The 22,944-nt window shown below is 43.4% G+C and carries 20 protein-coding genes; 7 read left to right on the top strand and 13 right to left on the bottom strand.

What is annotated here, in order from left to right; genetic code table 11:
* The first annotated feature begins 13 nt into the window (after positions 1–13).
* Genes ACYVGO_RS29510 through ACYVGO_RS29500 form a run of 3 tightly spaced genes read left to right on the top strand, consistent with a single transcriptional unit; the run spans position 14 to position 3,181 of the window.
* Positions 14–1,111: a hypothetical protein gene (locus ACYVGO_RS29510; RefSeq protein WP_460972375.1), complete on the top strand. Its 1,098-nt coding sequence runs from the start codon at positions 14–16 to the stop codon at positions 1,109–1,111.
* A complete protein-coding gene (locus tag ACYVGO_RS29505) occupies positions 1,101–2,153 on the top strand; it encodes a PfkB family carbohydrate kinase (protein WP_460972374.1) in 1,053 nt (350 codons plus the stop codon). The genes ACYVGO_RS29510 and ACYVGO_RS29505 overlap by 11 nt, the downstream gene beginning before the upstream one ends.
* A gap of 38 nt (positions 2,154–2,191) precedes the next feature.
* On the top strand, positions 2,192–3,181 hold the full coding sequence (locus tag ACYVGO_RS29500; RefSeq protein WP_460972373.1) for a hypothetical protein: 990 nt from the start codon (positions 2,192–2,194) through the stop codon (positions 3,179–3,181).
* A 68-nt stretch (positions 3,182–3,249) separates the two neighbouring features.
* Here the strand turns inward: ACYVGO_RS29500 and ACYVGO_RS29495 are convergent, their stop codons facing one another.
* Positions 3,250–3,402: a hypothetical protein gene (locus ACYVGO_RS29495; protein ID WP_460972372.1), complete on the bottom strand. Its 153-nt coding sequence runs from the start codon at positions 3,400–3,402 to the stop codon at positions 3,250–3,252.
* Positions 3,403–3,578: 176 nt separating this feature from the next.
* On the opposite strand from ACYVGO_RS29495, the gene ACYVGO_RS29490 reads away from it, so the two are divergent.
* Entirely contained in the window at positions 3,579–4,505 is a 927-nt protein-coding gene (locus tag ACYVGO_RS29490) for a DUF2971 domain-containing protein (protein ID WP_460972371.1), read from the top strand.
* Between the two features lie 526 nt (positions 4,506–5,031).
* Complete coding sequence (locus tag ACYVGO_RS29485; RefSeq protein WP_460972370.1) at positions 5,032–6,810, top strand: hypothetical protein; 1,779 nt, start codon at positions 5,032–5,034, stop codon at positions 6,808–6,810.
* A gap of 119 nt (positions 6,811–6,929) precedes the next feature.
* On the opposite strand, the gene ACYVGO_RS29480 is transcribed toward ACYVGO_RS29485, so the two are convergent.
* Positions 6,930–7,607: a recombinase family protein gene (locus tag ACYVGO_RS29480; protein WP_460972369.1), complete on the bottom strand. Its 678-nt coding sequence runs from the start codon at positions 7,605–7,607 to the stop codon at positions 6,930–6,932.
* A 215-nt stretch (positions 7,608–7,822) separates the two neighbouring features.
* Here ACYVGO_RS29480 and ACYVGO_RS29475 point away from each other — a divergent pair, with 215 nt between their 5' ends.
* Both ACYVGO_RS29475 and ACYVGO_RS29470 read left to right on the top strand, forming a co-directional pair.
* Positions 7,823–8,014: a hypothetical protein gene (locus tag ACYVGO_RS29475; RefSeq protein ID WP_460972368.1), complete on the top strand. Its 192-nt coding sequence runs from the start codon at positions 7,823–7,825 to the stop codon at positions 8,012–8,014.
* A gap of 249 nt (positions 8,015–8,263) precedes the next feature.
* Complete coding sequence (locus ACYVGO_RS29470; protein ID WP_460972367.1) at positions 8,264–8,815, top strand: dihydrofolate reductase family protein; 552 nt, start codon at positions 8,264–8,266, stop codon at positions 8,813–8,815.
* Between the two features lie 111 nt (positions 8,816–8,926).
* Here the strand turns inward: ACYVGO_RS29470 and ACYVGO_RS29465 are convergent, their stop codons facing one another.
* The 11 genes from ACYVGO_RS29465 to ACYVGO_RS29415 form a co-directional block, all read right to left on the bottom strand.
* Entirely contained in the window at positions 8,927–9,532 is a 606-nt protein-coding gene (locus tag ACYVGO_RS29465) for a recombinase family protein (RefSeq protein ID WP_460972366.1), read from the bottom strand.
* A 309-nt stretch (positions 9,533–9,841) separates the two neighbouring features.
* Entirely contained in the window at positions 9,842–10,402 is a 561-nt protein-coding gene (locus tag ACYVGO_RS29460) for a PQQ-dependent sugar dehydrogenase (RefSeq protein ID WP_460972365.1), read from the bottom strand.
* The gene (locus ACYVGO_RS29455; protein WP_460972364.1) at positions 10,395–11,519 is read right to left on the bottom strand and encodes a c-type cytochrome; all 1,125 of its coding nucleotides are present in this window, start codon (positions 11,517–11,519) and stop codon (positions 10,395–10,397) included. The genes ACYVGO_RS29460 and ACYVGO_RS29455 overlap by 8 nt, the downstream gene beginning before the upstream one ends.
* A 112-nt stretch (positions 11,520–11,631) precedes the next feature.
* Complete coding sequence (locus ACYVGO_RS29450) at positions 11,632–13,212, bottom strand: sulfatase family protein (RefSeq protein WP_460972363.1); 1,581 nt, start codon at positions 13,210–13,212, stop codon at positions 11,632–11,634.
* 2 nt (positions 13,213–13,214) lie between these two features.
* Entirely contained in the window at positions 13,215–14,915 is a 1,701-nt protein-coding gene (locus tag ACYVGO_RS29445; protein ID WP_460972362.1) for a RagB/SusD family nutrient uptake outer membrane protein, read from the bottom strand.
* Between the two features lie 27 nt (positions 14,916–14,942).
* Positions 14,943–18,215, bottom strand: a complete 3,273-nt coding sequence (locus tag ACYVGO_RS29440) for a TonB-dependent receptor (protein ID WP_460972361.1) — start codon at positions 18,213–18,215, stop codon at positions 14,943–14,945.
* Positions 18,216–18,441: 226 nt separating this feature from the next.
* Positions 18,442–19,524, bottom strand: a complete 1,083-nt coding sequence (locus tag ACYVGO_RS29435) for a FecR family protein (protein WP_460972360.1) — start codon at positions 19,522–19,524, stop codon at positions 18,442–18,444.
* A 171-nt stretch (positions 19,525–19,695) separates the two neighbouring features.
* Positions 19,696–20,277: an RNA polymerase sigma-70 factor gene (locus ACYVGO_RS29430; RefSeq protein ID WP_460972359.1), complete on the bottom strand. Its 582-nt coding sequence runs from the start codon at positions 20,275–20,277 to the stop codon at positions 19,696–19,698.
* Between the two features lie 365 nt (positions 20,278–20,642).
* Positions 20,643–21,146, bottom strand: coding sequence for a transposase (locus ACYVGO_RS29425; RefSeq protein WP_460972358.1), 504 nt, complete (start codon positions 21,144–21,146; stop codon positions 20,643–20,645).
* A gap of 47 nt (positions 21,147–21,193) precedes the next feature.
* A complete protein-coding gene (locus ACYVGO_RS29420; RefSeq protein WP_460972357.1) occupies positions 21,194–21,652 on the bottom strand; it encodes a helix-turn-helix domain-containing protein in 459 nt (152 codons plus the stop codon).
* A 665-nt stretch (positions 21,653–22,317) separates the two neighbouring features.
* Positions 22,318–22,887, bottom strand: coding sequence for a hypothetical protein (locus ACYVGO_RS29415; protein WP_460972356.1), 570 nt, complete (start codon positions 22,885–22,887; stop codon positions 22,318–22,320).
* Positions 22,888–22,944: the final 57 nt, after the last annotated feature.

Below are 22,944 nucleotides of genomic sequence, written 5' to 3'. Positions count from 1 at the left end.
CCCTTACGTACTCATGTCAGATACGGCATTGGAAAGTATGTGTAAAATACACTTTACTGAATATAGTAAAGTATTACTTGTAATGGGAAAAGGCTTTGATATTCGTATGAATATTACTCTCAGCCAATTAAAACAAAGCAATGCTGATTTAGATATAGATTGTTTGCTGATAGAATTTGATGAGGGTGACGAGTCGTCATCTCATTCCTATAAAGATTTAGTTGACAATAATGTAGACGAACTTAATAAGCTGTTACCCTCTGCTAAAATTATTAAAAGATCAATAAAGCTGTGGACTAGCGATGGTAATAAAAAGAGACGAGTTGGTGATCGAAAAGCGGCAGAGCTAATTAGTGATGAATTAATCAAGGACTATACTGATATAATTGTAGATATTAGTGCTTTGCCTAGAGGTATTTATTTTTCCTTAATTGGCAAATTACTTACTTTAATCGATTTTCAGGAGGGTAGGAAACCCAATTTGATGGTTACGGTAGCGGAGAATTCCACTTTAGATACTGCCATTAAAGAGGATGCTCCATACGAGGACTTAAGTTTTATATATGGATTTAGTGGAGATTTAGACTTATCATCTTCGGATCAAGTCGAACCCTTGATTTGGTTGCCTATATTAGGTGAGAATAAATTAGTTAATATAAGAAAAGCAAATGTACATTTAGCTCCGTCTGAGATTTGTCCAGTTTTACCCTTTCCAAGTAAAGATCCGAGAAGGCCAGATTCTTTAATCATTTCATATCACGAACTACTTTTTGATGAGTTACGTGTAGAACCACAAAATATAATGTATGTACCAGAGCAAAACCCCTTTGAGGCTTACAGGATTTTAAGTAACACTATTAACAACTATACTTCTTCTTTAAATATACTTGGTGGTTGTAAAGCTGTTCTTTCTACATTTTCAAGCAAACTATTATCGATTGGTACATTACTCGCTGCATATGAACTAAAGTCAAAAGGAGTAGGAGTGGGAGTATTAAGCGTTGATTCTCAGGGATATACGCTTGATAAGAAATTAGATTTAGATCGTTTGCGAAGTGAAAGCAAACTTTTCTTAATTTGGCTAACTGGTGAACCATACGATGAAAGATAACACGTTTTTTCCATCCCTTCCCACTTGTGTGGGCGCTGGCTTAGTTGCCTTAGATGTAGTAATAAGTGGCGAAATAAAAACTCCTGCCCAATTCTATGCAGGCGGTTCATGTGGGAACGTCATCACAATATTATCTTTTTTAGGATGGTCCACATATCCAATCGCACGCCTTTCTAATAATATTGCGGCAGAGATTTTAATAAATGATTTAAATAGATGGAGCGTTAACCAAGATTTTCTTGAAGTTTCAGAAAATGGAAGTACCCCTATTATAATTCAGAGGATTACAAGAGATAAGGCGGGTAATGCAAAGCACAAATTTGAATTTAAAAACCCTGAAGATGGTAAATATTTGCCATCATATAAGCCTTGTTTAGCTAAATCTGTTGACCGTATTTATGATGCTTTGAATAGTCCAAATGTCTTCTTTTTTGACAGAATAAATAAAGCATCAATCGAATTAGCAAAAAAATATCGTCAACAAGGAACAATTATTTACTTTGAGCCATCTACTATCAAGGATATAAAAGAGTTTCAACGATGTGTCGAGATAGCAGATATTGTAAAATTTTCACATGACCGTATTAATGATTACGATTTATTATATCCAATTGCTAAAGCACCTTTAGAAATACAAACACTGGGGAAAGAGGGATTAAAATTTAGACGAGCAGGTCAAAATGAATGGCTTTATCTAAAAGGTTTTGATATTGATAATGTTATAGATACTGCTGGTGCTGGTGACTGGTCTACGGCTGGAATTATTTTTACTTTATTTAAAGCTAAAATCGAATTAACTAATATACCAACCAATTATATTATTGATGCATTATTATTTGGGCAATCTTTAAGCGCTTTAAATTGCACATTTGAAGGAGCTCGTGGTTTGATGTATAATATTTCTAGGCATGATCTATTGTTAAATATTCAATATATTTTATCTTTAAAAACTAGAAAAATTCCATCTAATGCAAAACCAAGTTTAAAGGTTAAAGCTCCTGAACCTTCAATTAGAATATCTTCTTTATTTGAGCCTGTTTAATTAATTAAAATTTTTTGAGATTTTAGAAATTATTTTTCGTGGGAAAATTCTTTAAAAAAGCTGTATGTATATATTTGGATCAGTATGCTGTTAGTGCAATCTGTGATACTTCTGCTGAAAGAAACCAGTATTGGGAAAAAATTTATTCTTTATTAATTAATGGAGTAAAGGGCGGGAAAATAGTGTGCCCATATTCAAATGAACATCTTATTGAAACATCATTAAAATATGAGGCTAATGCAGTTAAACAAGATATAAATTTTACTTTACTAGCTCGTAGATTAAAAATTCGAAATGAAGTTGATTGTACAGCTCGTTATATAATGGCTATTGTCAGAAACAAGCCTATTAACCACGAGACGTATTTTTGCCGTTTTTCTGGCCCAATACTTACTGATGATTCCAAAAGGGGATCGTTTAAACAACATCATAAAATATTAGATAACATGACAGCAGAATTCGCTGGAAATGTCAATCAAATTAGAGGATCATCAAAAGCCCGACTGAGTTCAGAGGACCGAAAGGAAACTTTTAAAAGAATTTATAGCTACTATGAAAACGCACTGCTGTTACGTTTTTTCAAACTAGCGATTGGCGGTAAAATTGATCATAGAATAGTTAGATTAGCCAATATAGACGTGCCTTATTGGGTAGATTTTCTGTTTTATAAATTAATTTCTGAATATAAGCTTACACAAGATGAAGCGTCAAATGGTAAGAAAATCTTACTTGAGAAAGGTCTTTCTGCAATTCCTAATATATACATTCGAGCAACTTTAGAGGCTGCTATGGCATGTAATTCTAAAAAAGAGACAGTTAATGATCAAATAGACGCTATACGTTTAGCAGGAGCTTTGCCGGCAGTTGATATTATGCTAACTGATGGTAGTAAAGCGAACGATGTTCGAGATGCAAAATTAGATATGATGTATAATACTGAGGTTTTCAGTGGAAAAGTGTATGATTTAGAGAGACTTATAGTTCGATTAGAAGGTATAGTTAATAGCCAAAGTCTTAAACGTGCATAACCCTTTCTTTAAGTTATTGCTTTAAGATAAACCATCACATAGCTAACGCACGGTTAAGTAGAGAATAGCTAGCCCCCATTGGGAGTCAAAACGCCTTCCTTCATCTCTTGACTAGCCTGCTCCACAGCTTCGACGAACTCCTCCGTTGAAACCGTGTGTACATAGGGATCGTCAAGTTTTTCATCCGCATCAGGGGTGGATGGTTGCTTATCTATATTCATACCGGCAATCTAGTCTTTTTGGTTTGGCTGAAGTAGCCACTATCTAAAGTTTTACAATTTGTATTTCATTTGACATAAGCTGTGACAAAACAATCTTTGCTACCAAGCTGTCAGGTATTACAAACATAAATCTTTCTTTATTACAAAGCCATGACGGTCGTTATGGCTTTGTTAAAATGACACTTTTACATAATATTAGCCAGACCCTTACCAAACAAACCATGCTGTTTGCCCAAACTACTTCCCTTGAAAACGTAAAAGAGTACTTTCCAGAAATAACCTATAAGTACCGGGACTGGAATAATCCCCATCACAAGACAATCATTACTGAGCAGCAGGTATACTTCTCGCCACCATCAGCCTTTTGGGAAATGGGGGATGAACATGATTGCCGATTCCCAATTGAGTGGGACTTCTCATATGATGCTTCACGAGGAGCACTTGATAGGCTCTTTCCCGAAGACAGAAGCGGCATACACCCTAGGGACTTTGAAATCCTTTTGAAACAGCAGCACTATTTCAATGTAGGCACTCCCGAAAGACAAGCCAGGTTTATTGACAACTATTATGAGCTTAGCAATAGACGATTGGGGGTCTTATCCATTACTGGCAGAAACGACAATCTTGAAATTTGGCAGTCTCCTTATGCGAATAACTTTACTGGCTTTTGTGTGGGCATTGATTTTAGGGATTGTCTGCAAGAGTTGGCCGATGCTCACATTGGCGGAGGGGAAATAAGATATGTGCCCAGGGATCACCCTAGTTTTAAATATGTATCGCCCAGCATTCGTCCCGATGAAGAAGTTATGTCTTTACACATTGAATTGATTCACACAAAATACATTGACTTTCAATTCGAGGAGGAATACCGATTAACACAGCGATACTATATGGACCCCTTTGATGCGCCCATACCTAAGGAAGCCCGCTTGTTCAGAGTACCTAGACGATGTTATAAGTCAGTGACCTTTGGTTATCAAATGCCTGAAGCATCAAGGCAAGAAGTTGTCAGTGCATGCACCTATCAAGGATTAAATGTTGAGTTCTTCGTAGCAACCCCAACCGAAGGCGGGACCATATTACTTGAACCTTTCACACTATAAGCTGCTAGCTAATCCGAAAGTATCATATATAACCTTCTTCCAACAGTAACCCGTTGGAAGAAGAAGGCCTATCTCTAATGACCTCAAGAATGATTCGGTCTTCATGCTTTATTCTATTTTGGGGTACCTGACACATTTTGGGTATATTCCGCCACGTAGAACTCGTTAACTTCTGAATGTCAAATAATTGCGAAAAATTATCTCATTTTTGGGCAAGCATTATTTGCCGCTAGGCTAGTCACTCACAAAAGGAGTTAAAACTGAGGTTAATGGCTGGTCTCAGTAGTGTTTTTGCTCTTAAGGGTCATTATAGCTTTGAAAGCATCAAATTATATGCTTTTCTAAGTGTCTAAACAGCAAAATTATCAGCTGCTGTAAACCTCCGTTAAATGCATAAAATTTCGCGTAAGCAGTTAGATAAAAGGCTGTTAAATTTATTACGTGGTAAAATGTTAACTATCCCAATCAAGCTGAAACTGTGACTTATCTACCTATTAATACCATTTATAAACAGGCTTAACAATTTATGAATTCCGCAATTTCTCTCACCTTTAAAGATATTTTTCCTAATGAAGAAGTTCAAGACATTGCTTACTACATTAAAGGAATAAGTAAACAAAAATTAATTGAGGTAGCCGTCTATTTAATATATATCTCTGATTCCTCTACAAGCTTTAGGCAGGAGTGGAAAAAACTCTTGTTTGAATACTGGTTTTCGTCCGAGGAAAGAAATATTGCTAATGATATTTATTTACGAATAAAATATTTAGAAACTATAGGAATTCAAGGTCGCGAAGAGATTAAATATAAATATGTCTTTTTAAATCAGATTACGGCCTTAAGATTCCTTGAATATATAATCCGACAGACCAACACTCTTTTAAATGATGACGGCGCCGACCTAAGTACAATCAATTTAATGTTATTTAAATTGATATTAAAACTCAATACAGATTTTAACGAAACAATTGATGTAAAGTTTGAAGAAAATGACAACTTTACGAAGGATTACTTAACGAGAATGTATGTTCCAATCAGCATGGCCCAATATGAGGTATATACGAATAATCACTTTCGGTTATTATATACTTATACCATGCAGCAAATTAAAAGCTTGTATCTTTTTGAATTCTTGGAATCATCAAATCCTAAATTGATCGACGTATTTCTTGAAAAGTATGAATGCCAATCCGTAAAAGAATACAATAAATACTACATTACAATAATTAGAGCTATTTTTCAGCGAATCACTAATCGGGAAGTCAATAAGGGTTTTGAAGCTAGCTCTTTTGGCTATGAATCTTCCGATGAAAAATCTATAAAATTTACAGATAAGTTTTTAATAGATCAAGCTTATACAACTGACGAAGAAATAGACTTCAAATATTTACGCACAAATCCACTCGTTAAGTATTCTAATGGTCAATATGCCATAATCAGTGAAGTTTTTGCTATTCAGAAGCTATATAATGGGTTGTATTTTGAGCTGAAAGAATTATATGAGAATGACTTAGGTAATCAAATCAATACGTTTAGACCCTATTTTACGACTTATTTTTCAGAAAGTTTCCTACTTTATAAAGTATTAAGTTTCATCTATGGCAAAAGGAGCTATGTTCAATTTTCTGGAGACGAAATTAAAAAGACCTATTTACCTGAGGGTGGTCCCGATTATTATATGCGAAATGGGAATAAGATATTTTTATTTGAAAATAAAGACAATTTTATAACTCCTTCTGCGAAAACTTCGTATAATTTTGATAAAATAATTGAAGATATTGACAAAAAACTTGTAACTAAAGGTAAAGGGATTCCACAAATAATTAAAAATATTAAGCTTATTCTAAAAAAAAATTACCCTTTTGATACTTCCTATCAGGCTAGTAAATGCAAAATATATCCTCTGTTAATTACTCATCGAACCGAATTTGATTCGTCAGGATTAAATAGATATTTAAACGAACGATTCCAAGCAGAACTATTAAAACTTAAAAATGACGGCTATCAAATCAACCAAATTCAACCATTAACCTTAATTAATATTGATATTTTGTTGGTATGCCAGTTTCTTTTAGAATCTAAACAAATAGTTTTAGAAAACTTGATTGATAGTTATCATCAATTGATGAGTTCAAATCGTATTCACGCGTATACAAATGAAGATCGTGATACCAAACTTCACGAAACTTACTATTCCTTTTCTGATTACATGCTATATACATATGCTAAAAAATATAATTTAAATTTTAAAGATGAATTATTAAAATGGACACGATTTTATTTTAAAGACGCTATTTTTGGTTAACTTATTTCGCTGCTCAACTAAGAATTTTTCGATACCTTGATTCGTTATGAACTTGAGCAACATCGTTTTCGTCAATGATCGCCCACTGCCTGTCACTTACCATCTTATGGAGTGATGTGTTAACTGTACAGAGCCAGTAATCGCTGGACCTGTACAGCCTGAAATTGTTTACCCCGGCGGTTGAGAAAGCCATGCTCATTGAGCGCATCAGCAATGTGGCTCCACTTCTCGCCTGCTTTCCGTAAGGAGTGCGCCAAGGCAGCTGCTCGTCGATTATGCTCATGAATTCGGGCGTTGTGTTGCCGAATCTCTAGGCCTTTTCCCACGGCCTGCTCGGTTAAGTTTTCGGGTTTGCCCAGGACAAACCCGGCTTTCTTCTTTTCGGCTAAGGCCTTTTTGGTCCGTTCCCCAATGACCTCCCGTTCATACTGAGCCATGGTGGCCATGACCCCAATAGTGAGCGTGTTGGCTTCGGGCATGTCGGCACAGACAAACTCGACCCCTGAATCACGAAGTGTAAAGATAAAGGCGACGTTGCGGGTGAGTCGATCTAGTTTAGCAATCAGCAGAACGGCTCCCTTTTCTTTACAAAAGGCGATAGCTTTTAGCAACTCGGGGCGGTTGTTCTTTTTGCCGGATTCGATATCGGTGAACTCACCGATGGAGTTGCCTCTCGTATATAGATAGGCGTTCACACTGGTCCGTTGCGCGTGTAGTCCGAGTCCGCTGATGCCTTGTCGTTGGGTGGATACTCGGAAGTAGGCTACGTACGATTTGTATCCAATTTGGTGTTCCACGGCACAAAAATTATCCTGATTGGGTAAAGATAATGATATTTTACATTTTATAAACGACCGTTTAGAAAATGTAAAATTGGGTTAGATGAAAGTTTGTAGCCTTTTCAGAAGGTGCGTTGTGAAAACGTTACAAGAAGATAAATACACTTTGAAGAGTATCTCTTTTTATAACGACCAGGTTTTCGGCTATCTTTAGGTAACCATCATCACTATCAATGGCCGCACTTTTGTTCAAAGCTCAACTTGTCAACCAGGCTGGTGTACCCGCAGCCGAATTCGCTCGTATCCTGTTTGGCGTTGACTCACCAGAAGAAAAAGAAAAAACGTTTCGGGCCATTTGTAAAACGGCTTATCCCCAACTGCACATCCAAGAGCCGTTGAGCATTTCGCCCGCCAAACTTGACTGATGCTTATATCGTGACACCCACTACTAGTCCGTCCATAAGTTAGTAAAGTCGTTTACGAGCCCCAAGCTATCTGTATAATATAAAACCTTTAAAGCGTCTGTATCCCTAGATCGATTGTCAAGAGCATACAATGAGAGCTTTCAACAGGGCATATGGTCATAAAACGCCCTTACATTGTCGCGATTGACCCTCATTAGCGTAGCTCGTCCCGTTTACTTTTGCATAACCAGTAAACAACTAGCTAATCGCATGAGAACAGTAACATTCACTATGAATAGTAGCCTGGACGGCTATTGCGATCACACAATGTTCAATCCTAGTGAAGAGGTAATGGAGTACTTCACGGCAACGTTGAGAGAGGTAGATCTGCTCTTTTTCGGTCGTGTGATGTATCAGCTTATGTTTCCCTATTGGGCTGATGTGGCCCAAAACCAATCCGGTACAGCAGCTGAAAATCGATTTGCTGAGCGCCTGACGGCGATCGACCGAGTAGTTATGTCACGCTCATTAAACAGCGTTGATGAGAAGACACGAATTGTTAGGAGCAATCCGGCTGAAGAACTCCAAAAACTGAAGCAGCAACGGGGCAACAAAATTTCGGTAGATAGTGTCAGCTTACTCCCGGAATTAATTCAAGCCGGTCTGATCGATGAATTTCAATTAGTTGTCCATCCGGTGCTGGTGGGACAGGGGAGACCTTTGCTTAATGTGGGGAGCCTTCAGGGAAAGCTTCATTTAAAGCTGGTTAATACCATTGCTTTCCAATCCGGTAGTATGGCGCTTCACTACTTGAAACAGTGACAGAAAATTAGCCGGTCGAATTACTATTCTCAGTTCCTTCAGGACGCGAAAAGCTTAACCTTAGTTAAAGGCTCGTTTAATAAACGTTAAATAGCCAACACCTACATTTTTCTACGCTGTGGTAATTGGGCTTTGAACTGAAGCGCCAATTTCAACTCCTCGTTGGCGGAGATACTTATACAAAGTCGTTTTAGAAATGTGTAACTCCTTGGCGATTTGCTCCACGGAATACTTGGCCTCTTTGTAAAGGCTTTCCCCGATGCGGGCTTTCTGCTCAGCCGCTTTGGAAAGCCCTTTGCGACGGCCTAAGAGTTGACCTCGTCGACGGGCGGAGGCTAAACCAGCCAGTGTCCGCTCCCGAATCACTTCCCTCTCAAACTCAGCCAGGCTAGCGAATATGCGAAACACGAGCCGACCTTGGGCTGTAGTCGTGTCAATAGGGTCGTTCAAACTGACTAAGCCGATGTGTTGCTGTTCGAGCAGCGTTACAATCTCGATCAGGTGATTTAAGGAACGGCCCAGCCGATAAAGCTTCCAGATCATCAACGTGTCCCCTTCTCGTATAATTTCGAGTAACCGGTTTAATTCAGGCCGTTCGGTTTTTGAGCCGCTAGCTTTCTCCTGAAAGATTTTCGAGCAACCAGCAGCTTTGAGGGCATCTAGCTGAAGCGCTAGATTTTGATCTTGTGTCGAGACTCGGGCGTAACCTAACTTCATGATACAATAGTATCTATCTCACGTAAATGACGTAAGGAGTGAAAAACTTATTTTCGATTTAGGAAGCAGGTTGTGGGAGTTGAAGTTACAGAATTAATGGAATCCTAATACCTACCGAATACAGCGCTTCAGAGAGTACTTGTCTGCCGCAAAAGCTAGTATGATTGACCATTATCGTTTGGGCATGAAATCAACCACAAATAGGTTACTTTATTTATACTATCATAAGAAAAATACAAATTTCAAGATTAAGAACTGCGCTGATTAAAGGAGTTCCTTTAAAAGAAAAGTACAAAATAAGCGATTCCATTATTGGGTGACTTTGTACATCGTGCCATCGGAACGGGTGAATAAGAACAACTCACCGGTAGCATCCTGCCCGATGCGAAAATCGACTTTATTCGCCTTACACAACACTTTTAATGTAGTGGGCTTGTGGTCGAGCATCAGTGGAAACTCGTGAATAGTCGCCTGCGAGCCCTCCTTGATCTTGCTCATTTGAACATAGAAAACCCGCCCTTTTACGATGTCGCCGAAGATGTATTTACCTCTTAGTTGGGGTAATTGACTACCTGTATATTCAAAGCCGCCCATGATGGCATTGCCCTCATCGTGATCATACTGGGCTATCGGATACGAATATCCGAATTGAGCATCATTAGCAGGCAAGGGAAACACCGTGTTAATGGTGCCCGTTGAATCGATCAGGAACGTTCCCTCTCGGTTGGGCCAGCCATAATTTTTTCCGGCTTTGAGCAAGTACAATGACTCTATTTCGTGCTGACCAATGTTGGTGACCAGGGTTTTACCGTCTTTCGTCCACGAAATTCGATTCGGGTTCCGAAAACCAGCGGCATATATTTCATCCAACCCAAAGCGACCGATTGGATGTTGGAATGCCGTATTGCCCATTTTTGCTGTTGCGACCCGCAGGATCAATTCTGAGCACTTTTCCCCAGACGTGGTTTGACTGCTTAGGAATAAATGGGTAACCCTGTTCAACCGCACCGCCGTCGCCTACACATACGTACATTAGCCCGTAATCGTCATCGCCCGATTTGGCGTATGGATTAAATGTAATTTCCTGCATCCCGTGAATCTGACTCACGACGTTGATTCGAACGACCTCACGGGGCTTTCCCGTTACGATGCGCGCGGTTCTATTATCAATAACCCATTCATTAATAATCCATTGCAATTTTACTGGAATGCTGTCGGCGTAGGCGAAATCGGCTTTCACCTGATTATTTGGTTCCGTATGCGTTGTATAAAAAAGGCCGTTTTGGGCAAAGTCAGGATGGAAAGCAAAACTGCCTAATCCCGTAGCATGTCCGGGTACGTTGGTGAACCTGGGGAAATGAGCTGTTACATCGAAGAAAACTTCTGGCTGGTTAGCCGCATTCAGCATATAAATTTTGCCCTGTGAATCAGCTACGAGGCTTTCTTTCGTCACCGGATGAACGCCCATTTTGTTGATTCGGGTGCGGGGCAGGACGGTGTTTGTAGCCGGAAACTGGATTATTTTTTCCAGATTCAGGCTCATGTCGGCCATCGGAATAGGTACTGGAATCGGATTTGTCAATCCCTTTTTTTGTGCCGACGCCATGGTCTTAGGAGCTGGTTTTTGGAGAATAAACGCGATTAACTCCTGAATTTCAGCCGGTTTCAAGTGGTTGAAATTTGGCATAATCGTGCCAAATTGCTTGTACCTATCCAGCGCACGCGGATGCTTCGCGTTGATCAGTGCCTGAGGGCTGTTGATAAACGCGGTGAGATACGTAGGGTCAACAGTCCCTTTTAATCCGCCAAGTTGCGGTCCAATACCATCTTCCTTAAACGTATGACAAGCGGCACAATGGAGCGTAAAGAGTTTCTCCCCCCTTGATTCTTCCTGCGCATACGAATGCGTGTATGTCAGTAGAGCGATTATCAATAGAAATACGAAGCGAGAAAAACGCTGAAAAGGTTGGCAACCAGTTCGTTTCATGAATTCTAATAGTTACTACCTGTAACAGGGCTTTCTTATAGAAAAGTCTTCAAGAAAGCCCTGTTACCTATAAAGCGCAGTAGTGGCTTAACGAACAAGAATGAGTGATTCTCTATTTTTTGGGCTCCGGTGCCGGAAAGGTGCGGAGTGGGCTGTACCGTTTATAGGTTTCAAAGATTTCCCCATTGCTACCCATTCGAGGATCCTGTGTTTGGGTCAGGTAAGCCTTAAGCCGGGTACTTAGATTCTGCTGGATTTTCTGATGTTCCTTTTTCCCGGCCAGATTGGTTAAGCAATACGGATCGTTTACAATATCGTACAGTTCTACCTCGGGTCGCTTGTCTACTGCCCAGTGAAAATAAGGAGCTACCTGCGGATCTTGACGGTGCAGTAAAATGTAGGATTGGTTAAACTCATCAATGTCAAAATACCCGTTATCCATGGGCCCCAGATTACCTTTATCGTCATACGCCTGTGGATCACCGGCTGGCCACCGATCTGGTTTCACGTTCCAGATATACAAATGGGTCCGGGTTCGAATACATCGTTGCGGATAACCTAAATTGTTCCAGCGCGAGGACGAGTGCCGCTCGCGGGAGGCATACACTGCATCCCGGCTTTTATCTACAATCCCTTGCCGGGCGCTGGTCAGAATGGTTAGTAAACTGCGCCCCCGAATCTCACTTGGGGTGGAGGTAATTCCAGCTGCTTCCAGAAACGTAGGGGCTAAATCAATCAGGCTGACTGGGTCCGTTACGGTTCGGTTGCCCTTCACCCGGTTCCCCCACCGAATCGCCAGCGGCATATGGATACCGTATTCATACGCATTCGCTTTAGCTCGGGGGAAAGGCATCCCGTTGTCAGCTGTCACCACGATCAAGGTATTATCCAGTTCGCCCGTTTCTTCCAGTAGCTTTATCATCCGATCCAGATGGTTGTCGTACCATTGAATCTCGTAGAGATAATCCAGAATGTCGGATCGAACGTCAGGATGGTCAGGCAGAAAACCGGGCACCTTCACCTGGGTAATGTCCATACCATTTTTCTTTCCAATACCCGTCGAATACGGTCGATGCGGTTCCTGGGCGCCAAACCAGAAACAGAAGGGTTGCCCGGCGGGCCTGGTAGCCAGAAATTTTTTAAAATTGGCGGCATAATCGTTAGAGCTGATGCCTTTGGGTGCTTCCATGGTTTGCTCTTGAAAGCCAGGCCCCACCGGGTTTCGAGTTCGCCCAGATGCTTTAAAGTTTCCCGGCCCCCAGCCTTTGCCCGTAAATCCGATGTAATAACCCGACTCCTCCAGGCGATCTGGGTACGTTTTTAACGCTAATGGAAACGAACTGTCGTGCGTACCGGCATGTTCTAGTTGCCAGCAGTTTTTCCCCGTCAGAATAGCTGCCCGTGACGGACTGCAACCCGGTGAAGCCGAAAACGCATTGGTAAATAGGACTCCCTCGCGGGCAATGCGGTCGAACGCCGGGGTCTTAACGGCGGTGTAGCCATACGCCGAAGCATGTGGATACGACTGATCATCCGCAATGACAAAAAGTATGTTTGGCTTTCTCTCCGCAATCGACGGATTCGCCTGATTATTCCTATTCGGTAAGAGCCTTCTGCCGGAAAACAGAAAAACGGAGACCGCTACGACCAAACCCGTTTTGAGGGTGATTTTCAACTTGCTGCTATTTTTCATGATTAACGCTTTGCATAGCCCGGATTCTGTTCTAAAACGGCACCGGTATTTCGCTCGATCTCGCTATACGGAATAGGGAAAAGATTGTTATGGGGCTCAACATCAACTCCGAATTTGGCCGCTGTTGGGTGCCCATTGCAATATTTTTTGGTGCGCTCGTAAAGTAATCCTAGCCGGTTTAGGGTCAATCGACGCCTTTCTTCCACGCCCAATTCCCGCATTCGCTCATCCAGAATATAATCGATGGTGACTCGACCAGGAGTCACTGGTTTAGCGTTGGCCCGGGCGCGAACCACATTGATGTCGGCTGCTGCGTTAGCTGCATCGCCTTTTCCCAAATAGGCTTCGGCCCGCAGCAGATAGGTTTCCGCCAGTCGGATAAAGTACTGATCGCTGTAGGTCGTACCAGCTGCTGAACCGTTCAGGGTTTTTAAAACCGGATCAATGTAAAGCTCGGCTGGATGTTGGCCTGGCGTTGTTACCTTTGATTGGTATGGATAGAAATTACGGATGGTATCATCTAAGGTTTTGCGGAAGGTCGCTCTGAACTCCGAGAGTTTTTTGCCGTACCAGGCGGATGCCGGATTGTTGAATTTTACATCCCGGACAAAATTGTATTCCGAGTTCCGCATATCATTCCAGTCCTCTTGCCAGATGCCGTAGTTGAGATGGTTTGTCCCCCTTAATCGGCCAATGCCCCGGCCACCGGTATAGTCCGAAACGCCCAGTTGCAAAAATGGATAAACGCCTGTAGGGTCTTTATAGGTAAAGCTATATGGGCGCGGAGAATGGTCCCGTTCCAGCATAGGGCCAGCTAGTGCTGAAGACCGTATAACGCCCCCCTGCACATCCACTTCGTATTGAAAAACCCAGATGCCTTCCGTATTGCCCGCACTTCGGTTCTGGTTATACCGACGGAAAAGATCCCAGTAGACATCGCCCGGTTCTTTGGCCAGCGACCCGAAGCGTTGTTTCATCAGGGCCAGATTTGGATTGGCAATGACCGCAGTGGCGGCTTTCACCGCATCATCATACCGCTTCAAACACAGATACGTTTCAGCCAGCAGGTGATTAGCCGCTTGAACCGATACCTTGCCGTCTTTTACCTGGTTAATGTTGGGCAGGTTCGCTGCGGCAAACTCCAGGTCGGTAGCCGCCTGCTGGTAGACCTGTTCGCGACTGGCGCGGGTATAGTTTGTTTTGGGCGAACTGACTTCTTCCAGTTCAATGGGCACTCCACCATATAACTGGGCCAGATTTCGGTAAGCTAGTCCCCTGAACAGGCGGGTTTCTGCCTCTACGGCCGTTTTTTCGGTTTGGCTCAGGGATGCTTTTTGCATCCGGTTGAGAATGATATTGGCACTCGAAATGATCTTGTAGTACTGTTGCCAGTGAAATAGAACCAGATCGGATATGGGAGTTAACGTAGCGGGATAGCTGCCAAATCGCTCATTTAGCTGCTGCGCGCCATTGTAGCCGATATCCGTACCATACGTATAATCCAGCGGACGGAATTCTCCACTCGACAGGGTGCCCCGGGTCAGGTCGTACAGCGAATTAATGGCTGAGTTGAAATCGCCGATGGTTTTGAATGAGGTTTCAGGGCTGGCAAAATCCAGTGGTACTTCCTTTAATATCTCCTTTTCATCACAACTAATAAGCAAGAAGGTAAAGAGTACCAGTAGTTTATAGATTGAGGGCATTGATTTCATCGCTCGAAATGTTAGGGGTTAAAAACGTACATCCAGTCCTACGGAAATACCTTTCATAATCGGTCGTCCGTTCACTAATAAGCCGTCTCCGGTTTCAGGGTCCCAGCCCTGCCAGTTAGTCCAGGTGGCCAGATTTTTTCCGCTAACAAATACCTTAACGCCCTGCATACCCATCTTTTTGGTTAATGCTTGGCCAAGCGCATACGACAGGGTGACGTCCTGTAACCGGACAAAGCTGCGGTCGCCATAGTAATTGTATTCGATGGCTGCACCCTGATCAAGTGCCCGGTAGCGCGCTCCCGGATTGGAAGGTGTCCAGTAGTCGAATTCTTTCCAGAAATTATTTCGTCGGATGTTATCCCCAACCCCTAATGCGGTGGGCATATTTAGCTTACGGTAACCGTCTTTACCTCCCTGAATGGAATTGATGAAAAAGCGGAGGGTAAAGTTGCGATAGCTGAATTCGTTCAGGATACCGAAGTTATAGGCCGCTTCGGTTCGTCCCCGGATGACCCGGTCGTTGGCATCAACAAACCCATCACCGTTTTGATCGATAATCCGGTGCGTACCGACAAAATAGCCCTTCGGCGCTTCTTCACCGATCTGGATAATGCCACCCGATTCGTAATCATAAATCGCCCCAATGGATTTTCCGATAAATAACCCGTTGGCTACTAAATCATCTTCGACGCCATTCTGGTCATTATCCTGGCCCAGCAGCGATACGATCCGGTTCCGGTTGGCAGCCAGGTTAACATTGATATTCCAGTTGAGATTTTTGCCGGTAATCGCCTTGCCGTTTAGGATAAATTCAACACCCCGGTTGGCAATGTTGCCAACATTCGAGATAATTTGGTTGAATCCCGTCACGACCGGAATATTGACATTGAAGATCAAGTTGCTGGTGGTGGTTCGGTAATAGTCGACACTGCCGGAAATCCGATTCTTTACCAGCGAAAAGTCAAGCCCAAAGTTGAATCCAGTCGTCGTTTCCCACGATAAGTTGGGATTGGCGAGCGATGTAATCTGCTGACCGAATGCGGTAGAACCGCCGTCTCCAAACACATAGGCCGGGTAAATATTCGTCCGGGCCAGCGACGAGTATCGATTGACCAAGTTGCCATTTGTTCCATACGAGCCTCTTAGTTTGAGCAGATTGATCGCGCTCACTTTTAGAAAGTCTTCCTGACTCAACACCCACCCAAAACCGATGGAGGGGAATAAGGCGGTTTTTTTGTTTTCGGCGAAGCCAGAAAATCCATCCTGACGCAATGTAGCCGTGAGTAAATATTTGTAGTTAAATTCATAGTTGATCCGGCCCATCTGATACAGATAGCTCTCTCTCCATGCAGCGGACGTAATTCGTTGGATCGTGGCCTGACTCAGGTCATTGTAGCTTAACTGAAGGTTGTTGAAATTGGTACCGGTCGCATTGGATTCCTCATAGTTTCTGGCCCGCCGACCGGCTACCAGAGTTACGTCTACAGAATGAATGTCTTTGAACGTCTTTTTGTAATTGACGATGTTATCAAACGTCCAGTCGTAGGAACTGGAATTAATCTTATACGCTTCGCCGGTTCCTCCATTTGAATAGGGATTGCTGCTGTAATGCCGGTCCCAGGCGTAATTATGGCCGTAGTTAATCCGGTAGGTTAAGCCTTTTACGAAGGGTACGTTAATGTTGGCATAGAAATTACCGAAGAGGCTATTCTGTTTATCGAAATCATCAGCCAACGCAACTAGAAACGGATTGGTGACGTTGGTACCCAGTGGATTTTGAATATACTTACCGGTTGCGTCAGTTGGTGTCACCAGCGGAGACATGATCGAGATGCCACCCAGGCTTGGTGAAATACCGGAATAGTCAGAAAAGGAACCGAATGTCTGCGCCCCAACTTTTAACCAGCTCAGGATGGTATTTTCTACATTGATCCGAGTGGTAATGCGTTTGAATTTATCATTGATGATAAACCCTTTCTGATCGGTATACCCGCCTGATAGAAAGTAGGACCAGTCCTGGCTTGAGCCGGTTACGCTCAGGTTATGCGCGGTGATAAAACCGGGGTTGGTGGTGTTGCCCCACCAGTCGTAGTTTGTCCCGTTGGTATACCCCTCTCTGATTGGGGGATCGCTAATGTAATTCTGAATATTGTAGGCAGGATTAGGCTTAGTATAATCTGGAGCCAGAAACGCATTCTTCCAGTCCTGATCAGCCAATTTGGCAATATAGCCGTCGCGATCAAACAGTGTCAGCGACTTAACGGGGTTTTGTGTGGTGTAACTTCCCGAATAATTAAAGATTGGCTTTGCGTTCTTTTTTCCGCCCTTGGTCGTAATCAGGATAACACCGTTGGCGGCCTGAGCCCCGTAGATCGCCATACTGCTGGGATCTTTCAGTACGTCTACCGATTCAATATCGGCCGGGTTCAGATCACTTAAATTGCCGGTATAGATGATCCCATCCACGACCAGGAGAACATTCTGGTTCCCATTAATCGTGGTTCGACCACGGATGGATATCGTTGGATTTTGTCCGGCCGTGCTAACCTGACCAATGTTTAGACCTGGGACCGTTCCCTGTAAGGACTGCGCAATATTGACATTCGGTGATTCGCGAAAAGCCTCAATGTCTGCCCGTACGACGGAACCCGTCAGATCGCTTTTTTTCTGAGTACCATAGCCGACGACGACCACCTCAGAAAGGAGTTTATCGTCGGGTACCAATTGAATATCAACCGTGGATCGATTTCCAATGACGACTTCCTGCGGGGTATAGCCAACCAGTGAGAAAACGAGTGTATGGTTTGTCCCTTCGGGCAAGCTCAGCCGGTAGCTTCCATCCACGTCCGTTGTTGTTCCGCGCGTTGTCCCTTTGAGCAAGACGTTAACTCCGGGCATTTCTGCATTTTTTTCATCGGTTACGGTACCCTGGACGGTGATCTCAACGGGTTTGTTAGCCAGCAAATTGTCCAGAGCAGGCAGGGAAGACGTTGGACTACTCATCTTCAAAATGATCCGATCATTGACCACCTGATAGGAAATTTGTTCGGGTTGAAATAACACGTCCAGCACTTCTGAAAGTGCTTTTTTAGTCAATGAAATGGACACTCTGCGTTGCACCGGCAGTGACCGTGGGCTATACACGAATTTCACATGAGCAATCGACTCCAGTTGAGCCAGGACCGTTTTGATTTCCTTTTGGTTAACTGTCAGATCGACCTTCTGGGTCAGGATTTCCTGGGCGCTGACCGAATGGCCATAGGTGTACCCTATCGCGATGATAGTCAGCATAAATTGAAAAAAGGAAACTTTCATTAAGGTACCTAAGGGCGTTAGGATTTTTCTTCTTTTTTGCATTGTTTTGCCTTTGTTGAATTGGAAAATTTGACAATAAACCCCCGCTTCATTTGGTAAAATGAATTTTTCGGAACGGAAACGAAATTGTGGGGAGCGCAATTGGCCGGATGTGTTGGTAGCATATCCGGCTTTTTTAGTAAAAGAATCTATTTCATTAACATTAGGGTTTAGGTGAAACAGGTTTAAAGGGAACGCATTCGCCACCGGCCATGACAATAGTGGTCCCGTTGAGTTCGGTCGTTGAGTTTAACAGGGCGTTGATGACTTCCAGTTTAGCAAACAGAGATTCGTTGGGCAGACTGGCGGTTATTGGGCAATCGCCAATGACTTCGTTGACGAGGGTGATCTCAACCCCATACGCCTTCTCCAGTTTTTTAATCACTGTACTCAGGGGGGCTTCCTCAAAGGCGAAAGCATCCGGTTTACTAAACTCCGGTGAGTGATCGACCAATACCGGATTATCGACCAGTCCGGTAACGTAACGCTCTTTGGTCGGTTGATACGTGACCTTTTCGTTGGGCGTTAACACGACGCCAGTGGACGATTTTTCGATAGCTGATTTGTGCTCGTCAGACGTTTCAACAATGACTCTGCCGGTTTTGACTGCCACCTCTATTTCGCCTGACGTTTCATTTTTCAGGATCGTAAAACTAGTACCCAATACCTTGGTGACAATGGATTCGCTGTAGACCCAAAAGGGCTTTTTGGGATTCTTAGTAATCTCGAAAAAGCCATTACCCGCCAGGTAAACAATTCGTCGATTCCCGTTAAACCGCTGGGGGTAATAGAGCGATGCTTTTGGCTCCAGCGTTACTTGACTACCATCCGACAACTGAACTCGTTTCGGATTCTGGGATGTATTTTCCAGAAGGGTCAACGCATCGACTTGCTCAGTGGTTAATCCTTTTAAAGCGATTGGGTGTGGCCGTGTTAAGCTTGTCACCAAATAAATAGCCGCAGCTACCAGAGCTAAAGAGGCTACCACGGCGTATCGACTGCGATTTCGCGTCCACCAGTTCGGTATTGGCTGGGTTAACTCAGTCGGAGATGGCTGGGTTTTCTCCTGAATTTTCTGCCATAATTTGGCTTCTAACAATTGTTTTTCAGCAGCCGTTTTTTCAACCGGACTATCCTCATCAATGGATTCATACCAGAAATCCATGACTCCTTTCTCTTCCTGAGAAGAGGAGTTATCAATATAGCGCTGGAGTATCCGGAGGAATCCCTTTGTATACTTATACATCCTTTGACGACGGTTTGGCGCACTGAAGCCTACTACTTACAGGTAGACTGTGACGTATATTTACCGCAAATGGGTCAAACGATTCTCTAAAAGATTATATTGAAGTGATGTATTTTATCAATTCTTCTTTATATAATACAACACTCAAGAGAATGGGATCAGGTGTAGAAGTTATAGAGTAGACAGTATGATTGAGAGGGTATAGACAATAAAGTCTTTCAAATAGCTACGCATCGTGCGTAGGGCCTGTGTGATGTGATATTCAATGGTTCGTTCGGGAATTTGCAGTAGATCTGCTATTTCTTTGGCAGACCTACCCTCTAACCGGTTCAATCGAAAAATTTCCTGCGTTTTGGCCGGTAATTGGTCAATCCCGGTTGAAATGGCCTCATTTAAATCCTTCAACGCCAGTTGCTCTTCAGTTTGGCTATCCGTATCCTGACTAAAACGCTGCTTGTTATCTTGGTATGTCTGACGTACAAATTTGGCTTTCAGGTAGTCTAAAATCTGATATTTAACTGCTTTAAAGAGAAACTTACTGAGGTCGTGAACGAGTAAATACTGCCGCCTTTCCCACAAATCGACAAAAATATCCTGAACAATTTCCTCGGCGTCTTCCTCGGAAAGGACTTTTCGTCTGGCCACCTGAAATAGCTTATACCAATATCGCTGATAGATTTCCTGAAAAGCCCGCTGATCACCGGCTGCTAAGCGCTCCAACAGGATAGCATCAGTGATATTCGTGGACTCCATACTGGTAGTTACAACGTGCTTGTGCAAGCTTTGTTAGAAAATTAAATCACAAATATATCTGTAAATATTTCAACTTAATTTCCTGGCCCTTCCAGATTCGTCCAACTAATCAGGGGCTATTCTTCTTACTCTACAATAGACTTCATATCGTAACTAGTTAATGGTTTGGCCCAGGTTGTGTTTGTCCTGGTGAGTTTGTTTTTACCATTTTGGTCTTTAGAGCAACCCCGTTGTTTGGCTCTAAAGACCAAAGTTTAAATCATGGAAATACATTTTTTATACTAAGTAATCAAGCAGAATTAAACTGAACTATATTTTTGGTCTGTAGCTCGGTAAAATCAATGCGGTATTCCCCACCGAAGGCTTTAATAATGGCAAATATGGCCTTTTTCAAGCCGCTCCACGACAGGTAGTTCACTTTCGTCAGCCAACGCTACTTCATCATCCGCCAAAAGACTTCGATGGGATTGAGATGGGGACTGTAAGCAGGAAGAAAGAACAGATAAACGTCTTTGTCCTCCCACTCGGCTTGTTGGTCGTAAACCAGTTGACAGCGATGGATAGGCCGCGGTGGCGGACCATCCGTTATCAAGAACGATGACGACGGGTTTGGCGTGTGGCTGATTCACAAAATGAGTCAGGGACTCGACCACGAAGGTGCCCGTTAAAGGCTTTTCGCTGTGATACACCGTTAGATGATTGTCTAACCGCATCAGGCCTAGCAGGTTCAACCGTTTAGTGGTGGTGCGGGCAGGCAGTTGAAGAGGCTGGTGTTTTTTCTGCCAGCCATACGGAATGTAAGGTTGCTGAGTAAAGCCGGTTTGGCAAAATACAGCCGCGGGGGCGGTCCCCTCAATGAGTCCGCTCACCCATAAGGTGAGCAGGATTTTCCAGCGTTCTAACCCATCGGCATAGGCTAGAGGGTCTTGGTTGGCTTTGGTACTTCGGCGTAAGCGGTGGTAGGTGTAGTCGTTTTTTTTAAGAACCGCTTGACTGTATCACGGCTCATGGATTGATCTAGAACTAGTTGTAAGTGAGCCTGAATCCGACCAGCATCCTGATAATGCATAGCAACTGCCTTAGTCAGGGCCTGTTGATGAGCCGCGTTGGTGAGCGAGAGGATAGGTTTGCGTCCCTGTCCTTTCTGGCGCATCAGACCGACTAGGCCGTCTTGCTCAAAAGAGGTGAGCCAGGTGCTGACACTCTGTGAGCAGACTTCCAGCGCACTGGCAATGGTCTTAAGGGTCCAGCCTTTATGGTTCCATAGTAAGGCTTGAGCACATCGGCGGAACTCATACTTGGGGTGATTCTTGAGTCCCTCTTGCAAGGTGAGCTGCTCTGAATCAGTTAGTTCGATATGGCGTTTACGTCCCATATCACTAAGATAAAAAACGTAATTTAAATTTGCTTGATTACTTAAGTCGGGATAAGGCATTTAACTATATTTTTTGATCTATATAAATAATATAATTTCCGCTACGCTATAGACCCTAAAATTGGAAATGAAATATCTACTAAAAATACAAAAATGTATTTTGATGTATTCGTCCAGTTATTCCCTTGGCCAACTGGACGCTATTTGTTGATTGGAGAAATAGTCTGACTATTGCTTGTAGTGCCTGAAAGCGTTCACATAATGCTTGCCTTTTATGAACGACCTCTACGAAAAGTATAAAATATTGAAAAGGAAGAGGGAGGGTATTATTGTTTCTGTTTTATCAGTAAAATGCCATTCATAAGGCTAATTTTGATTGGCTATTGGCTCGTAGTTAGTAACCCTGTTCACCAGTTGACCAACGTATTTAAAGGTACAAATTCAGGAAAATAAAATGCCCTTACGGGCATCCTATACGTGTCACACTATTGGCGCTTTTCGAGAATGCTCCCTTTAGGATTGTTGTCCACTCCGTTAACAGCAGGCCCAGTCAATCCCCAGCATACGTTCTCTACTGAATTATCCGATGTGCTCTGCTGGCGCTCGATTCGCATCGACCCAATAGCCCAGCCCTACAGTCAGCCAGAGGGCTTGACCACTCCAGGCTAAGGCCGATACGTCGGTCGGCCAAAGGCCGCCCCTAAGTAGACCACTACTAGAAACACAACCAGCCCCCAGAGCCCAAAGCGGCCAGTACGGTTTCGAGCTCGGGTAGCGCGAACATACTGCCACAGACCCAGGGCAAGCAAGCCTACTTCCAGGGCTACCGTAGCGGGTAAGTTGTTCCACAGGCCTAGTCCAACTTTGGGTGATAATCCCAGGTAGAGCGGTAGATCGGGACGGTGAACCACCAGGTCTAGCAACCAGTGAGCGGGTACGACTAAGCCCACCAGCAACGCGCCTGGCCAATTACGCTGGATGAGGCCATACGTAGTGCCCAGCAGCAAGCCCAGTAGTAGTTGGGCTAGGAGGCTGTGGGAGAAGGGGTAATAGATGAAGTCAAAGGGAGAAGCCGCCATCAGACCGGGGCGTATCTGGACTCGCTCTACGCCCACCAGTAACAAGGTTGGCCAGAGTAGATCGGCGAGTTGAGTCGCCAGGAACAGGGTCCCTAATGAGACACTTGGTTGAAGGGGCTTAGTGGCAAATGCGACCCCAAAATGACCTAGAAACATGGGCGTTGGTAGAGGAGTGAGAGTATACGACAAAAGTAGGGTAGCTGAGTGTCTACT

This window comes from Spirosoma migulaei, assembly GCF_054776855.1.
This window is presented reverse-complemented; position numbering and strand designations above follow the sequence as displayed.